Annotated in this window: 16 protein-coding genes; all 16 read left to right on the forward strand. The window is 54.5% G+C overall.

Annotation, left to right across the window (positions count from 1 at the left end):
* Window positions 1–146: 146 nt before the first annotated feature.
* Entirely contained in the window at window positions 147–1,385 is a 1,239-nt protein-coding gene (locus tag NSU18_RS31015) for a D-alanyl-D-alanine carboxypeptidase family protein (RefSeq protein WP_445321835.1), read from the forward strand.
* 194 nt (window positions 1,386–1,579) lie between these two features.
* Window positions 1,580–1,933 carry an anti-sigma F factor antagonist gene (gene spoIIAA / locus NSU18_RS31020; protein WP_036727462.1) on the forward strand — a complete coding sequence of 118 codons (354 nt, stop codon included), beginning with the start codon at window positions 1,580–1,582 and terminating at the stop codon, window positions 1,931–1,933.
* On the forward strand, window positions 1,930–2,385 hold the full coding sequence (gene spoIIAB / locus NSU18_RS31025) for an anti-sigma F factor (RefSeq protein WP_341018213.1): 456 nt from the start codon (window positions 1,930–1,932) through the stop codon (window positions 2,383–2,385). Before spoIIAA ends, spoIIAB begins: the two co-directional genes overlap by 4 nt.
* A gap of 11 nt (window positions 2,386–2,396) precedes the next feature.
* A complete protein-coding gene (gene sigF / locus NSU18_RS31030) occupies window positions 2,397–3,152 on the forward strand; it encodes an RNA polymerase sporulation sigma factor SigF (RefSeq protein ID WP_076084301.1) in 756 nt (251 codons plus the stop codon).
* 749 nt (window positions 3,153–3,901) lie between these two features.
* The gene (locus NSU18_RS31035) at window positions 3,902–4,441 is read left to right on the forward strand and encodes an RNA 2'-phosphotransferase (RefSeq protein WP_341018214.1); all 540 of its coding nucleotides are present in this window, start codon (window positions 3,902–3,904) and stop codon (window positions 4,439–4,441) included.
* Between the two features lie 94 nt (window positions 4,442–4,535).
* A complete protein-coding gene (locus NSU18_RS31040; protein ID WP_341151124.1) occupies window positions 4,536–6,131 on the forward strand; it encodes a sigma-70 family RNA polymerase sigma factor in 1,596 nt (531 codons plus the stop codon).
* 241 nt (window positions 6,132–6,372) lie between these two features.
* Window positions 6,373–7,113: a metallophosphoesterase family protein gene (locus tag NSU18_RS31045; RefSeq protein WP_341150890.1), complete on the forward strand. Its 741-nt coding sequence runs from the start codon at window positions 6,373–6,375 to the stop codon at window positions 7,111–7,113.
* 85 nt (window positions 7,114–7,198) lie between these two features.
* Window positions 7,199–7,804: a TetR/AcrR family transcriptional regulator C-terminal domain-containing protein gene (locus NSU18_RS31050; protein ID WP_341150891.1), complete on the forward strand. Its 606-nt coding sequence runs from the start codon at window positions 7,199–7,201 to the stop codon at window positions 7,802–7,804.
* A gap of 133 nt (window positions 7,805–7,937) precedes the next feature.
* The gene (locus NSU18_RS31055) at window positions 7,938–9,632 is read left to right on the forward strand and encodes an oleate hydratase (protein WP_341018219.1); all 1,695 of its coding nucleotides are present in this window, start codon (window positions 7,938–7,940) and stop codon (window positions 9,630–9,632) included.
* Window positions 9,633–9,704: 72 nt separating this feature from the next.
* Window positions 9,705–9,926: a hypothetical protein gene (locus NSU18_RS31060; RefSeq protein ID WP_341018221.1), complete on the forward strand. Its 222-nt coding sequence runs from the start codon at window positions 9,705–9,707 to the stop codon at window positions 9,924–9,926.
* A 95-nt stretch (window positions 9,927–10,021) separates the two neighbouring features.
* Window positions 10,022–10,333 (forward strand): hypothetical protein, encoded by a 312-nt coding sequence (locus NSU18_RS31065; protein WP_341150892.1) that lies wholly within the window; start codon window positions 10,022–10,024, stop codon window positions 10,331–10,333.
* A gap of 174 nt (window positions 10,334–10,507) precedes the next feature.
* Window positions 10,508–11,566, forward strand: a complete 1,059-nt coding sequence (locus tag NSU18_RS31070) for a FecCD family ABC transporter permease (protein WP_341150893.1) — start codon at window positions 10,508–10,510, stop codon at window positions 11,564–11,566.
* Between the two features lie 20 nt (window positions 11,567–11,586).
* Window positions 11,587–12,603: a FecCD family ABC transporter permease gene (locus tag NSU18_RS31075; protein WP_445321836.1), complete on the forward strand. Its 1,017-nt coding sequence runs from the start codon at window positions 11,587–11,589 to the stop codon at window positions 12,601–12,603.
* 27 nt (window positions 12,604–12,630) lie between these two features.
* Window positions 12,631–13,671 carry an NAD(P)/FAD-dependent oxidoreductase gene (locus NSU18_RS31080; RefSeq protein ID WP_341018228.1) on the forward strand — a complete coding sequence of 347 codons (1,041 nt, stop codon included), beginning with the start codon at window positions 12,631–12,633 and terminating at the stop codon, window positions 13,669–13,671.
* Between the two features lie 180 nt (window positions 13,672–13,851).
* Window positions 13,852–15,384, forward strand: a complete 1,533-nt coding sequence (locus tag NSU18_RS31085; RefSeq protein ID WP_341018229.1) for a spore germination protein — start codon at window positions 13,852–13,854, stop codon at window positions 15,382–15,384.
* The gene (locus tag NSU18_RS31090; protein WP_341018230.1) at window positions 15,374–16,579 is read left to right on the forward strand and encodes a Ger(x)C family spore germination protein; all 1,206 of its coding nucleotides are present in this window, start codon (window positions 15,374–15,376) and stop codon (window positions 16,577–16,579) included. Before NSU18_RS31085 ends, NSU18_RS31090 begins: the two co-directional genes overlap by 11 nt.
* Window positions 16,580–16,590 lie beyond the last annotated feature (11 nt).

Raw genomic sequence — 16,590 nt, forward strand, 5'->3', positions numbered from 1 at the left:
TGAAGATACCTGGGGAAGCCTTTTTTTGAAATATAGTTTGAAATACAGAATGTATCTGTTTCACAAGATAGCTAATCCTTCTATTTCTCGCTGAAATGGAATAATTTCCTGCCATTCTGACGAAACTGGAACACAGTACCTGTGAAATGAAGGTTAAGTTCAGGAGGGGAACCATTGTGAGGAAAATTCGTTATGTTACGCTTGTGCTGTGCATTGCTGTATCGGTTCTGGGAGGCGCTACAGGAGCCTGGGCCGAGGAAAAAGCCAAAGGCACCGCAAATTCCGGCAATGCCGGAGGGGCGGCTGCTACGCTTGCGCCGGGGGCACGTTCTGCCATTCTGATGGATGCCAGTACAGGCACGGTCATCTATGAGAAGAACAGCCATGATAAACTTCCGCCAGCCAGTATTACCAAGATTATGACCATGCTGCTGACCGTGGAGGCGCTGGACGAGGGCAAACTTCAGCTGACCGACAAGGTGCGGACCAGCGAATATGCGGCATCGATGGGCGGTTCGCAGATTTTCTTAGAGCCGGGTGAGGAAATGACGGTAGACGATATGCTGAAGGGTATTGCGATGGCCTCCGGCAATGATGCTTCCGTAGCTATGGCGGAGAAGATCGCCGGCTCGGAGAGCGCCTTCGTCGATCTCATGAACCAGAAGGCGCAGGACCTGGGCCTGAAGGATACTCATTTCGCCAACTGTAACGGTCTGCCTGCTGCGAATCATTATTCCTCCGCGCATGATATTGCCGTCATTAGCCGGGAGCTGCTGAAGCATGAGCAGATTATCAAATACACCGGCTCTTATCAGGATTACCTGCGCAAGGATTCCACCAAGCCGTTCTGGCTGGTCAACACTAACAAGCTGGTGCGGTTCTACACGGGAGCTGACGGACTGAAGACGGGATATACGTCCGAAGCGAAGTTCTGCCTGTCGGCGACGGCGGCCAGAGACGGTCTGCGCGCTGTAGCGGTGGTGCTGGGCGAACCGAACACCAAGACCCGCAACAGCGAGGTCTCGGCGATGTTCGACTACCTCTTTTCCCAATATAAACTGCATACGATTCACAAGGAAGGCGACACCATCGGCACGGTAAGGATTGAGAAGGGCGTCAAGTCGCAGCTGCCGCTGGTGGCGAAGGAAGACTATAGTGTCCTGCTCCGCAAAGGAGTAACCCAGGAGGGTATCCGTAATAAGCTGGTATTGGATGAGCATGTCAAGGCTCCGGTCGCTGAAGGCCAGACGGTCGGCAAGCTGGTGGTCTATCAGGGGAACGATGTATTGAAGGAATACGAGCTGAAGGCAGGCGAGGCTGTCCCGAAGGCAGGCTGGTGGAAGCTGTTCAAGCGGGCAACGGGCGCTATGTTCACGAAGGATTAAGGCCGCAGCCGCTTCAAGCTTGTTTGTTCCTTTTTGTAGATTGAACTAGGGGCTTTGTGTAAGTTCTTAGGGGTTTTCTTCTAGTTTTGTCGTGAGGCAGGAATCCTAAGTTGCGGTGTAGAAACCTTGTCCCTGTAGGGGAAAGAAATGGTTACAGGAAGGTTGTCCAAGCAACGAAGAGGAGAGTGGCAAGCATGAATTCTCATGTGGAGATGGAGCATCACCGGGGTGTGCTGATTGTCCGGTTGTCCGGGGAACTGGATCATCACGCAGCCGATTATGTACGTATGGATATGGATGAAGCAATTATGCGGGGCCAGGTGGAGCATCTGATCCTGAGTCTGAAGGAGCTGCAGTTCATGGACAGCTCGGGTCTTGGAGTGATTCTGGGGCGGTACAAGCTGATCCGCAGTAAGGGCGGCAAAATGGCAGTCTGCGATGCCACAGCGCCTGTGAAGCGCCTGCTGGAAATGTCGGGCCTGTTCAAAATCATGCCCTTATATGACGACGAGAGCGCTGCACTCTCGGATTTGGAGGTCGCGTTATGACTAGTAGCGAAGCCCGTAACTTCATGAGTGTCCAGTTTGCTGCGCTGTCGGAGAATGAATCGTTCGCACGTGTCGTAGTGGCTGCCTTTGTCTCCCGGCTCGATCCGACGATGGAGGAGCTGAATGACCTGAAGACGGTAGTCTCGGAGGCCGTTACCAATTGTATTATTCACGGTTATGACAGTGATCCCGCTGGCATTGTCAGCATATCCGCTTCGCTCGACAATGAGACCGTGCATCTGAAGATTGAGGATAAGGGCCGGGGCATTGAGGATCTGGAGCTGGCCCAGCAGCCGCTGTATACCTCGAAGCCGGAGCTGGAGCGGTCGGGTATGGGCTTCACCATTATGGAGAATTTCATGGACGAATTCGAGGTTATCAGCGAACCGGGACGCGGAACCTCAATCTCCATGAAGAAAACCATCGTCTCGAAAAAAGCTTTATACAATTAGGGGTTGGAGCCATGGATGCAGAAGCAAAAAAAGCTCCGCCGACCTATTTGGACGATGCGGAGGTCAAACGTCTAATCGCGCTCAGTCAAGCCGGAGACCATACGGCCCGCGACACGCTGGTCAACTGCAATATCCGCCTCGTCTGGTCGGTGGTGCAGCGGTTTATGAACCGCGGATATGAACCGGATGATTTGTTCCAGATCGGCTGTATCGGACTGCTGAAGTCCGTTGATAAATTCGATCTCAGCTATGAGGTCAAGTTCTCCACCTATGCGGTGCCGATGATTATCGGCGAGATCCAGCGGTTCCTGCGCGATGACGGCACACTTAAGGTCAGCCGCTCGCTGAAGGAGATGGCCAACAAGGTGCGCAAGATGAAGGATGAGATGTCCAAAACGCTCGACCGCCTCCCGACCATCGGTGAAGTGGCCGAAGCGCTGGGCGTCACGCCCGAAGAAATCGTCTTCGCCCAGGAGGCCAACAAGCCGCCGACTTCGATCCACGAGACCGTCTTCGAGAATGACGGCGATCCGATCACACTGATCGACCAGATCGCTGACGAGTCGCAGGAGCGCTGGTTCGACAAGCTGGCCTTGAACGAGGCCATCGGTGCGTTAACCGAGCGCGAGCGTCTGATCGTGTATCTGCGCTATTACCGCGATCAGACCCAGTCGGAAGTCGCCAGCCGCCTCGGCATCTCGCAGGTGCAGGTGTCGAGGCTGGAGAAGAAGATCCTCGCGAACATCCGCGAGCAGATTGCGCAGTAGAATTAAGGCTGTGCGCAGCCCGCCTCGTGCAGCCGCCGCTGATAAACAGTAGCGAGCAGCGTATCACAGTGGAGTGGCATTGGCCGCAGCGGGTATGCTGCAACATTGGATCGGCAGCAGCTCGGTAAGGCCCGGTACAGCACGCAGCAGTGCAGCAGGCAAGAAGCCCGGCCGCTAAGCGGCAGGGACCGTGTGGAGCATGGTTAGGTAAGTAATGTTCAGTGACGGGTGCAAGGCGGGCCGCCCCTTTGAGGGGCGGCTTTTTGCGTGCGTTCACGGCCCTCTTTTACCACGATCATTGTGCTACCACGCCACGCATACCTGAGCTATACAGAGACCAGATTAGTCTAAGGCCAGTGTTGAGAGAGCTGTTTAGCTAGAATGCTCCATAATGCATAGCTGAGAAGTGTGAGGTGGACTCAGATTACGTTATCTTGTTTTTTTGGCCCCTAATCAAGCGAAATCCAGCCACATAGCTCCACTGAGTCCGCGCACTTCGCATATCCGACGGATAAGCAGAAATAGCGGAATGCCAGTCCGCCTACATAGCGGATGGAGCCCCAGATGGAGCCTCCCAGTGGACTCCTGTTGTAGCCCCCCGATGGAGCGCCCCGAAAGAAGCAGCACACCTATAGCTTTGCGCATGGTTATCCCGGAAGCTTCACATATGCTAAACTAGGCTAAACTCAACAATTGATGATTGCAGCAACTAACTAATGATCCCAAATGACTATGGAGGACTAAAGCCAATGGATTATGCAAAACTCAGCAAGGAGGTCTCCTACGCTCTGCGTCACGCTCCGTGGGAATATGAACTGGAATTGGATGAACAGGGGTGGGTGGATATTGAACAGCTGCTCCACTCACTGCATCAGGACAAGAAGTGGGAAGCAGTCGGTGCAGAGGATCTGGACAAAATGATCGCGGCATCGGATAAGCAGCGGCATGAGCTTGCGGAGGGCAGAATAAGGGCGCTGTATGGTCACTCGGTCCCGCAAAAAATAATCAAGCAGGCTGAAACGCCGCCCCCTATTTTGTACCACGGAACAGCCAGGCAATGGGTAGAGACGATTCTGCACGAAGGACTGAAACCAATGAAGAGGCAGTATGTTCATTTCTCGGTGGATACGGCTACAGCCAAGCTGGTGGGAGGGCGCAAGGATTCAAGTCCTGTAATCTTAACCATCGATGCCGGGCGGGCCGCACAGGAAGGAATCAAGTTCTACCACGGAAATCATAATATTTGGCTCGCGGACTCTATTCCTCCCGGATTCATTACATTGAACTGAATAGGATAGAGCTCTTTTGTAACCTTTCTCCCCCTTATTGGCACTTAGTAGTGTAACGTGATCAAGACTTACAGAAATGAGGTTCGGTAGAGTGATGCAACAGTGGATTGAACAAGCGCAGCAGGGCGATGCCGAAGCCTTCCGGGAGCTTAGCGGGCATGTGCGGGGGATGGCTTACGTAGTGGCCTACGATATGCTCAGTGATGTACAGCTCGCGGAAGACGCGGTGCAGGAAGCTTTGCTGGAGGCGTATATGAATCTTGGCAGCCTTCAGGAGCCGGCCGCGTTCCCGGGATGGTTCAAAACGATCGTGGTCAGGCAGTGCCACCGGCTGCTGCGGCGCAAGACAGAGACGATCCTGCCTCTGGAGGCAGCGGAGCAGGTGCCCGGGGCATCCCCCGGCGCAGCCGAGATAGTTGAATACAGGGAATGGACACAGGTGCTGCACAAGTCAGTGGCGGAATTGTCCGCCAAGCTGCGGGTACCGCTGCAATTGTTCTATTTCTACGGCTACTCGCTTCAGGAGATTTCCGTATATCTGAGCCTTCCCGTCGCTACGCTGAAGAAAAGGCTGTATGACGGCAGACGCAAGCTGAAGGGCGCTTTACCTGTTGCCGATCTGGCTGCCGCATTTCATCTGTTACATGAAGGGGGAGCACGTATGCTGCATATTGTCAATGGTGACACGGTGGGAGATAAGCTGAAACGGGGAATTGTCCAGGGGGAGGTGCTGGTGTGGAGAGAGATCTATTCGGCGGGGCCGATCTTCACCGATCCGGCGGCAGAGCAAAACCGGCTGCTGCGGGCTGAGGTGCTACAGGCCACGCTGGGTATTCCGGCGGCTGAATATCTGGCCGGCTGTGCGGAGCAGGAGCGGAGGATTAGCGGATTCCGCCAGTATGATGAGGTGGTGCTGTGGTTCGAGCATGATCTGTTCGACCAGAGTATGCTTGCCTACCTATTACACTGGTTCAATGGGCAAAAGCTGGGCAACACCAAGCTGAGCCTGCTCTGCATCGGAGATTACCCCGGGATTGAGCGGTTCCATGGTCTGGGACAGCTGACGGAAGCCCAGCTTAGCACCCTGCCGGGAACCTGGCGGAAGATTGGCCGCAAGGAGCTGCAGCTGGGGAGCCTGCTGTGGGAAGCCTATGCCGATCCCAATCCCCGCGAACTGGCGGATCTGCTTGCAGCGAAGCGGGAGGAGCTGGCGGGAGGTGCGCTTGCTTTTGCCTATGATGCCTTCATGGCCCATCTCTCCCGCCTGCCTTCCGTAGAGAATGGACTCGGCATTGTCGAACAGACCACTCTCCAAGCTGTAGCTAACGGTATGGATACGCCGCTTAAGCTGTTCCGCCAGGTTACGGATCAGCTCCACCGGCTTGGCATGGGCGATACGGAATACTGGAAGGTCCTGCGCACACTTACGGCGGGCACGCAGCCGCTGCTTGAGATTGATGGTGCAACAGAGCTGAGAGATTACAGGGAGGTACCGGAATTTCTGCACCGCAGCGTTACGCTGACTGGATGGGGAGAGCAGGTGATGGCCGGAGCAGCCGACCGGCTACAGCTGCAAAATATCGATGAATGGTACGGCGGCCTGCATCTGGAGGGTCATGGCGCCCCTTGGCGCTGGGACCGCACTGCGGGAAGGCCTGTACAGACCCCGTTATCCGAGCGGACGGAATAGAATGTAACCAGGAGGTTTTCCTGCTAAGCTGAATGCTTGCGGGTGAGCCTCTTTTTTGTGCTATTTAGCAAATTATAGCTTTAGTCTGTTGTGGAGGAGCGGCAGCGGCCGGAGGGCCAAATGTTAACCGCAGCGCCGGCCATGCTTCAAGTTAAGCTCTGAAGTGCGCCTTATGCCTTATGGAGTACCTCATATGCTCTTTATAGTATAATAGTTTCGTCTAAAAAAGGAGGAGAGCGGCATGAGAACATTAGTAATCAGTGACATCCACGGCTGTATAGAGGAATTCAACCTGCTGCTCCGCCGGGCGGAGTATAACCCCTCCAAGGATCAATTGATCCTGCTGGGCGATTATGTGGACAGGGGGCCGGACAGCAGAGCGGTTGTGGAACAGGTGAAGCGGCTTGCCGAGGCCGAGGGGGTTATTGTGCTACGGGGCAACCATGATCAAATGGCCTGCGATGCGCTGGCGGGAGAGGATGATAAGCGGGATACCCACTGGATTACGAATGGGGGATTCCACACCCTGCTGAGCTATTGCGGAGGCCGGGATTCGGTGCTCCTGCACCCGGATTCAGGGTGGAGGGATTATACGGAGATGAAGCGGTTCATGCGCACGGAACATAAGGAGCACCTGGATTTCCTGGGTTCGCTGCCCTATTACTATGAGACGGAGACCCATCTGTTCGTTCATGCGGGCATTGATCCATCCCTTGCCGACTGGCGGACCCAACGGGAGTATGATTTTATCTGGATTCGGGAGCCTTTCTACAATCATCCTGTTACTTCTACGGAGAAGACGGTTGTATTCGGTCATACCTCTACGGCAGATCTGCAGGACGGGGCGGGAATCTGGTTCTGTCCGCTGGGCGATAAAATAGGCATCGACGGCGGCTGTGTGTACGGGGAGCAATTGAATTGCCTGGAGATTAGCGAAGCCGGATATAAGACCTATGCGGTTCGGCTTGGGGAGCGGGAGTAACAAGAGCTGCGGAGGCGGCGGGGTGAAAATAAACTCGTAATTGGTTATAATTGGAATAATAAATCCGAATGTTCAGGAGGAAGAAATGTCCAATTCACTTGTAACGAAGAACGCGTTAGCCCGGTCCCTGAAGAAGCTGATGCTCACAAGGCCGCTGAATAAAATAACGATCCAGCAGCTCACGGCGGATTGTGGGGTGACCCGCCATACGTTTTATAATCATTTTCAGGATATCTATGAGCTGCTCGGCTGGATCTACAAGTCAGAAGTGATTGAAGGACTGGACCAATATTGCTGCTGGGCGGGCTGGAAGCAAGGGTTCTTAAGCGTGCTGCGCTATACCGTAAATAACAAAACCATCTGTTTGAATACCTTCCATTCGCTGGGACGCGAGCATCTGGAAGAGTTCCTGTACGGGGTGATTTACCGCGTCATGATCAGCGTAGTGGAGGAGCTGGACGGGCAGGCGTGGCCGGGACAGGAGCAGATCCCAGAGCCAGTGAGAATGCAGGCCAGACTCGATATAACCGATTTCTACACGCTGGCCATCCTTGAACAGGTGATCCACTGGCTCAGAGCAGGCGCGAACACAGATCCGGCCGGAGTGGTGGACAAGGTATCGCGGATTATGGACGGATGCATTGCCCGGGGGCTAGAGCATTATCAGACTGCGGTGCACCCGGCGAAGTAATGACACAATATCCGGCGGATGTGTAATCCCTAGACAGTTGCGTCCGGCTGTCCATAGAATCCCTGGTTCACGGCGGGTATAGTGAAGGCAGTTAGCAGGCACTTATCCCCTGATCAAGGAAGGAAGAGGACATATGGGTACATATCAAAGAATTCATCCGCAGGTACAGGAAGGCATCGCCTCACGCAAGGCTTATCTCGTCGGAGGAGGAATCGGCTCCCTGTCGGCGGCGGCATTCCTGATCCGTGACGGGCACATGCCCGGCCGGAATATTCATATTCTGGAGCAATCATCGATATACGGCGGTTCCATGGACGGGGCGGGGAATGCCAAGGACGGCTACAGCGCCCGGGGCGGACGCGAGATTGAAGAGCACTTCGAATGCTTCATGGAGCTGTTCGGCTTCATCCCTTCCCTGACCAATCCGGACCGGACGGTACTGGATGAATTCCGGGAGCTGAACCTGGCAGAACCGATTGAATCGCATTGCCGTCTGGTCGAAAAGCAAGGCACCCCCGCCGACTTCTCCTCACTTGGACTCTCGACCGCACACGCCCTGCAATTAGGCAAGCTGACGCTGGCTACCGAAGAGAGACTGGGCGCGGTGACGATTGAGCAGTTTTTTGATCCGAGCTTCCTGGAGACGAATTTCTGGTATTTCTGGCGCTCCATGTTCGCCTTCGAGAACTGGCATAGTGTGGTTGAAGTCAAGCGTTACATGGAACGGTTCATGCACCTGATCTCCGGGATGAACCAGCTGAAGGGGATTCTGCACACCGAATACAACCAGTTCGACTCGCTGATCCTGCCGCTGATGAAGTGGCTGGAGCGTGAGGGCGTTCATTTTGACAAAGGGCATGAGGTCACAGATCTGGAGCTTGATATCAACGATGATGAGAAGGTTGTAACCGCAATTCAGGTGCTGGTGAACGGTTCGCCGAAGACCATTCCGGTGACACGCGGGGATCTGGTCATGGTCACGAACGGCTCAATGACAGAGAATTCTACCCTTGGCGATCTGGACCATCCGGCGGTGCTGAACCGCTCTCTGACTGAGCGCGGCTGCTGGAGCCTATGGGAGAAGCTTGCCGCCAAATCTCCGGATTTCGGCCGTCCTGAGGTGTTCTGCGGGGATATCGACAAGTCCAAATGGCTGTCGTTCACGATGACTTTTACCGATGATGAGATTGTATTCCCTTATCTGCTTGAACTGACGGGAGATGCTCCCGGCATGGGCGGCGTGGTGACGATCAAAGACTCCAGCTGGATGATGTCCTGGACCGCACCGAAGCAGCCGCATTTCATTAACCAGCCGGACAATGTGAAGGTGCTGTGGGCGTATGGCCTGTTCCCGGATGCCGAAGGCGACTATATTAAGAAAAAAATGAGCGACTGCACCGGACGCGAGCTGCTGGAGGAACTGTGCTACCATATGGGGCTTGCGGACCGCATTCCCGAGATTCTGGAGCATACCACGAATGTCATCCCTTGTATGATGCCTTATATCACTGCACAGTTCATGCCGCGCGTGCTTGGTGACCGTCCGCAGGTCGTGCCGCAGGGCAGCTTGAATCTGGCCTTCCTTGGCCAGTTCGCCGAAGTGCCGGACGACTGCGTGTTCACTGTGGAGTATTCGGTCCGCTCCGCAATGATGGCCGTCTACAATTTACTGGCGCTGGACAAAGAGGTCATTCCCGTCCATCCGAGCAAATATGATGTCCGTGTGCTGCTGACTGCGCTCCGCACCTGTCTGGGCAACAAGCCGCTGCCGCTCGATAAGACGCTCGGTGAGCTGCTGGCGGGAACGGTACTCTCGAAATTGATCTAGCTGCCAGCTTTCGACAGGATTCGTCCGTAGATTATGATACATTTAGACTAAAAATTTCTGCGGAGGAACCTGATGAAGAGAATTTTGAGCCGGATCGCATTTGCATTGCTGCTTATGACCTTTGCAGCCATTGTATTGTGCTTCTATTTCAACCAGTTTAGCTATGCCTATGGTCTGATTGTAGTGCTGCTGTTGATCTTTGGTGCCATGGGCCAGCTCTATAAGCTGAAGAATGATGAATATATGTACTCCAAGCTGAACAGGAGAGACGAATACGAGGATTACACGAGGTAGCTGATTCCGCAGCTCAGGCATGCTAAGGGTCCGGCAGACATAGGATGGTAATAAGCAAGCGCTTTACCATTCAGTCACTGCAGGAGGAGAATCGAGTGAACGAGAGACTGGCGGCCGTTATTTTGCGGATTGACGCTATTGCTACAGATATTCTTGTACCTCTGCGCCGTAAGATCATTAATGAGGCGGCCATGCTTCAGCTCTATGAGGCGCTGGATGAGACGTATGCTCTGATGGAGCATGAGCGGCGGATTGACCGGGAGCTTGCGGCCATCCTTTTCCTGCTCTATTCACAGCTGGTAACCCAATCTAATTATGTGTATGACAAAAGCCTCTTCGTGCCGCATATCGGTAAGCTGCAAGGGTACATCCGCAAAATATTCGGCGGTACGCTTCAGAATGTATAGAACTCAACGAACAGCCAATCTGACAGCCTAAGCTCCAGCTACATCTCTAACAGGATGGAACCGGGAGGATAGGCTGTTTTATTTTATTTTTTTGTCCATTGCCAAACCTTGACCTGTTCCATTACAATATTATAATGATAATGAGAATCAATTTCAAAGAAACAGGTGACATTCATGAATCAACAGGCAGTGTCCGGGAGCGGGCTGGATGAGAAAGCCAAGCCGCTGAAGCTGCGGTCCCGTCCTTGGGCGGCAACACTAATTCTTATTGGCGGCCTCATTGTGCTGGCGCTTGGTATCGCTATATCTGTATCGTTCGGTGCCGCAGATATTAAGCTGTCGGTGGTATGGACCGCAGTCTTTCATTTCAATCCCGAGATTACCGACCATCAGATCATCCGCGAGCTTAGGCTGCCGCGTGTGCTGGGCGGCGTAATGGTGGGAGCCAGCCTCGCTGTGGCAGGGGCTATTATGCAAGGGATGACCCGCAATCCGCTGGCGGATTCGGGACTGATGGGTATTAACTCCGGCGCGGGTTTTGCGCTGGCGGTCTGCTTTGCCTTTTTTCCGGGATTGCCGTTCATGTATCTCATTCTCTATTCCTTCGTTGGCGCCGGAGCGGGAGCGGGAATTGTCTATGGAGTAGGCTCGCTGGCGAAGGGCGGGCTAACCCCGGCCAGGCTTGTATTGGCAGGTGCTGCCCTCAGTGCGCTGCTCTCGGCGCTAAGTGAAGGCATCGCCCTGTATTTCCGGATCGGACAAGATCTCGCCTTCTGGTATGCCGGCGGTCTGGCCGGAACGAAGTGGTTCCAGCTGCAGATCATGTCTCCATGGGTGATAGCGGCTATCCTCGGAGCCATTGTGCTGTCCCGTTCGATTACGATGCTCAGCCTGGGTGAGGATATTGCCAAGGGGCTTGGGCAGCGTACAGGGCTGGTGAAGTTGGCGGGTACGCTAATTGTCCTGATTCTGGCCGGAGCCTCGGTAGCTGTAGTGGGAGCTGTAGGGTTTGTCGGCCTGATCATCCCCCATCTGACCCGATATCTGGTCGGTGTGGATTACCGCTGGATTATTCCCTGCTCTGCGGTGCTGGGTGCACTGCTGGTGGTCGGGGGCGATCTGACGGCCCGGATGATCAATCCGCCGCATGAAACGCCGGTAGGTGCGATTATAGCGCTGATTGGGGTACCGTTCTTCCTGTATCTGGCCCGAAAAGAAAGAAGGGAGCTGTAAAGATGCAGAGCCATAAGATAATGTCTTCAGAAGATACAAGGCGTAAGCATGGCCTGAGGGTGATTGGCGTGCTGGCCGTTCTGATTGTGATCATGTTCATTATAAGTGTGAATACAGGATACATAAGACTTACTCCCTTTGAGCTGCTGGATACGCTGGTCGGCAAGGGGACGGACAAGCAGGAGCTGATTCTGTTCCAGTTCCGCCTGCCGCGGATTGTCATTTCTCTGTTAATTGGTATCGCACTTGCCGTATCCGGCGCAGTGATGCAGGGGGTCTTCCGCAATGATCTGGCTGACCCGGGCATTCTCGGCATTAATGCCGGGGCCGGACTGATGGTCATGCTGCTGATTTCCTTCTACCCGACGACCTCGGCGGCTCCGGTCTATCTGTTGCCTGTGGTTGCCTTTGCCGGAGCGGCCTGCACTGCCGCTCTGATCTATAGCCTCGCCTTCAAGCGGCATCAGGGTATTTCGCCGATCCGGCTGCTGCTAACCGGGGTCGCAGTGGCGGCAGGCATGAGCGCGGCGATGATCGTGCTGACGCTTCGCCTCGACCCGGACAAGTATCAGTTCGTGGCTACCTGGCTGGCGGGCAGCATCTGGGGTACAAGCTGGAAGTTTGTCTTGTCCCTGCTGCCCTGGATCGTGATTCTGCTGCCTTATGTCATCTACAAGGCCCGGGTGATGAATGTACTTAATCTGGGCGAGCAGACAGCGACAGGACTCGGAGCTAACGTTAGCAGAGAGCAGTTCCGCCTGCTGGCAGCAGCGGTCGGCCTTGCGGCCTCCAGCGTAGCGGTCAGCGGCGGCATCGGCTTCGTCGGGCTGGTTGGTCCGCATCTGGCACGGCGGCTGGTCGGGCCGAAGCATCAGCTGATGCTGCCCGCCTCCGCGCTGATCGGCGCGCTGCTTGTCATTACGGCCGATACAATAGGACGGCGGATATTGCAGCCATCCGAGATTCCTACCGGCATAGTGGTAGCTGTCATCGGCGCTCCATACTTTCTGTATCTTCTGGCCCGTACCAAATCTTAAATACAACCAGACCTTGGAGGGATATCAATGAATGAACCAATGGAATTATACGATGTGACGATTATTGGCGGCGGCCCCGCAGGCATGTATACAGCGTTCTATAGCGGAATGAGGGATTTGAAGACCAAGCTGATTGAAGCGAAGGATGAGCTGGGCGGCAGAATGCTGATCTATCCCGAGAAAATGATCTGGGATGTCGGAGGAGTAACACCTATTCTCTGCCGCCAGTTAATCGATCAGCTGGCAGAGCAGGCACGCACCTTCGATCCTACCCTCGTATTCGGACAGCAGATTGTTCATCAAGCCCGCCAGGAGGACGGAACGTATATCCTGACCTCGGCCACCGGCGAGCAGCACTGGACCCGTACCGTTATTCTCACCATCGGATACGGTATTCTGCAGATGGCGAAGCTGGAGATTGAAGGGGCGGACCGCTATGAGGTGACGAACCTGCACTACACGGTTCAGGAGCTGGAGCCCTTCCGCGGCAAGCGGGTGCTGATCTCGGGCGGCGGAGATTCCGCAGTGGACTGGGCGAATGAGCTGGAGGGGATTGCGGCCAGTGTAACCGTGGTACACCGGCGGGAGCAGTTCGGCGGGCATGAGAAGAATATTGCCCGGATGAAGGCCTCCTCGGTGGATGTGCGTGTGCCTTGCGCGGTAAGCCAGCTGCACAGCAGCGACGGAGAGCAGATTGATCAGGTGACCGTCTGCCATATCCAGACCGGAGAGCACGAGCAGCTTGAGGTCGATGCCGTCATTGTCAACCACGGGCTGAGAAGCGACTTCGGTCCGTTGAAGGACTGGGGGCTGGATATGGGGGAATGGTGTGCGAACGTCAGCGGGAAGCTGGAGACCAATCTGCCGGGCATCTTCGCTGCCGGAGATTTCGTGGATCATGAGAGCAAGGTACGGCTCATTGCCGGAACATTCACCGATGCGGTGCTTGCCCTGAACAGCGCGAAGCTGTACATGGACCCTACCGCTGAGAAGGTAGCCTACGTCTCCTCGCATAATGACCGGTTCAAGGAGAAAAATAAGGCGCTTGGCGTAGTAGATAATCACTAGCATTCCTCCTTCAGAGATACCAGCCGGTGTACCTGCATTACATTATAAGCAATATCTGCACAAGCTGTCCCTTACACGGATTATTCCGTAGGGGGACAGCTTGTTTCCACTTGGTACACATTCCATATGCTGTATAAAAAATGAATAGCGGGCGAATAGTAAGAGCCAGGAGGTGCGGATATGGATAATTTAAATTCGCCGGTCTCCCCTAAGCTGGAAGACAACATCAGTACCATTCAAGCAAGGCTCGGCAACAGCCCCGATCTGGTTATACGCACCTATGAACTAATTAATAGAACAGCCCGTGTGGCTGCAATTTATGTCGCTGGCATAACAGACAGAGTGATGGTTGATGATTATATCTCGCATGTGATGTCCTTTCAAGCTCTGAATGACCGTGCGCGGCTTGCGGTAACCCCGGAGGAAGTCTACAGCTATATTAAAGAGAATGCCCTTAGCATCGGCAAGGAGAAGCTCGTTACAGATATTAACGGGCTGCTGGAGGCGCTGCTCTCGGGCGATACGGTTATTCTGGTGAACGGAGTGGGGGGAGGTATCAGCGGAAGCACCTGCGGCGGGGAGTCCCGCGCGGTTACGGAGGCAGGTACCCAGGTCGCCATCCGCGGCTCCAAAGAAAGCTTCACCGAGACCATCAGCACGAATATTGCCCTGGTCCGCAAAATCATCAAGAACCCGGACCTCTGGACTGAAACGATGAAGCTGGGCGATGTCACCCACACTGATATTACGATTATGTATATCCGCGGCATTGCAGATGAAGAGACGATTCAGGCGTTCAAGGATAAGCTCCTGGAGATTAAGGTCGATATGGTTCTGGAGTCGGGATATATCGAGCAGATTGTGGAAGACAATAAATATTCGCCGTTCCCCACCATGTTCAATACGGAGCGCCCGGATAGCGTGGCAGCCAATCTGCTGGATGGACGGATCGCTATCTTCGTGGACGGTACCCCGTTTGTCCTCATCGCTCCTACCACCTTCTTCATGTTCTTTCATACGGTGGAGGATTACTACCAGCGGTATGATATCTCCTCGCTGATCCGGATGCTCCGGTTCGTATGCCTTATTATTTCCCTGTATGGCCCGGCGATCTTTGTCGCTGCGCTGAACTTCCATCAGGAGATGATTCCAACCCCGCTGCTGATCAATCTGGCGTCACAGCGGGAAGGGGTGCCGTTCCCTGCCTTTGTTGAAGCGGTTCTCATGGAGGTTACCTTCGAGATTATCCGGGAAGCAGGGGTACGTATGCCTTCGCCCATCGGCCAGACCGTCTCCATCATCGGCGGTCTGGTGCTCGGGACAGCAGCGGTTCAGGCAGGGATCGTCTCGCCGGCGATGGTAATCGTGGTCTCCCTAACAGGAATATCCAGCTTCGCTACCCCGGCCTTCAACATGGCCCTCTCCATCCGCATGCTGCGGTTTATCATCATGGGAATCGCCGCATTTATGGGGCTGTATGGCATCGCCATATTCACTATTATGCTGATTGCCCATTTGTGCAGCCTGCGTTCGCTCGGTGTTCCTTACATGACGCCTATTGGTCCCTTTGTTCCGGGGAATCTGAAGGATACCTTCATCCGCTCCCCGCAGAGCTTCACGAGGCTCAGAAAGCGGCTTGTCAACAACAGCAAGCGCTCTTCAGCCTCTCCCGCAGGGAAAAGGGCCGCCGGGAGGAAATCTGATGAACGGTAAGGGGCTGCTGCGTCTGATTGCCGTAGCGGTGCTGGTCCTGCCGCTGGGCGGCTGCTGGAACAGCCGGGAATTGAATGAGCTGGCCGTTGTCAGCGGGATCGGGATGGATCTCGTTCCGGAGACCGATGAATACCGGGTCACCTTTCAATTGGTCAATCCGTCTTCCACATCAACAAGTACCTCTCCCGGAAGCGGCAAGCCTGCTGTAGTGGTGGTGTCAGCCACAGACAAAACGATGTTCGGCGCGTTGCGGCGGGCGTCGAAGCATGTGACCCGCCAGCTTTTTTTTGCCCATACCCAGCTAATTGTACTCGGGGAGCGCCTGGCGCGGGACGGGATTAACGATATCTTCGACATCTTCGAGCGGTCCCATGAGCTGCGGCTCAATTCAGAAATATTAGTCGCCCGTGACAGTGATGCCGCTTCAGTCTTGAAGCTGCTGACCCCTGTAGAGAGTCTGCCGGCCCTGGGGCTGGTCAAAAAGGCGCAGAATACCTCCAGAGTCTGGGGCGAGAACCGGCCAATCAGCGTCTTCGATGTCATTCACGCCATTACAGGAGAAGGCGATCTGACGATCAATGCGGTGAAGATTAAGGGAAATGCCGAGGAGGGGGAGAAGAGCAGTAATCTGGAAGGGTCTGAAACCTTGACTGAGACGATGATGAACGGGCTTGGGGTGTTCAGGCAGGGGAAGCTGCTCTACTGGATGAAGGACTCCGAAGCAAGAGGAACCGAGTGGCTGCTTAACCAGATAGAAGAAACAGTACTCAATATTGATGCAGATGATAAAAAAGAGTCCGTTGCCGTCAATATCATCTATTCCAGAACGGAGGTAAAGACCACGATGGAGGAGGGTCTTCCGGTCTTTCATGTGACGATTGCGGAGGAGGGAAGCGTTAACGAAACAGACAGCTTCGTAGACCTCAGCAAGCGGGAGGAAATCATGAAGATTGAACAGGGGCTGGAGAAGAAGACGAGGATTGAGGTCATGCAGGCTTTTCAGAAGGGGCAGCAGCTGGAGAGTGATATATTCAATTTCGGCAATGAGCTGAAACGGACGAATCCGCAGGAATGGGCGGCACTGGACGGGGACTGGGGCCGAGTCTTTGCGAAGGGAAGGCTGGACCTTAAGATCAAGGCTTACATCCGCAGTACCGGCATGGGTCTGAAACCCTATATCCCCGAAGGTAAATAATCGGCTTAACC

The organism is Paenibacillus sp. FSL H8-0048 (assembly GCF_038002825.1).
Taxonomy (GTDB): Bacteria; Bacillota; Bacilli; order Paenibacillales; family Paenibacillaceae; genus Paenibacillus_AQ.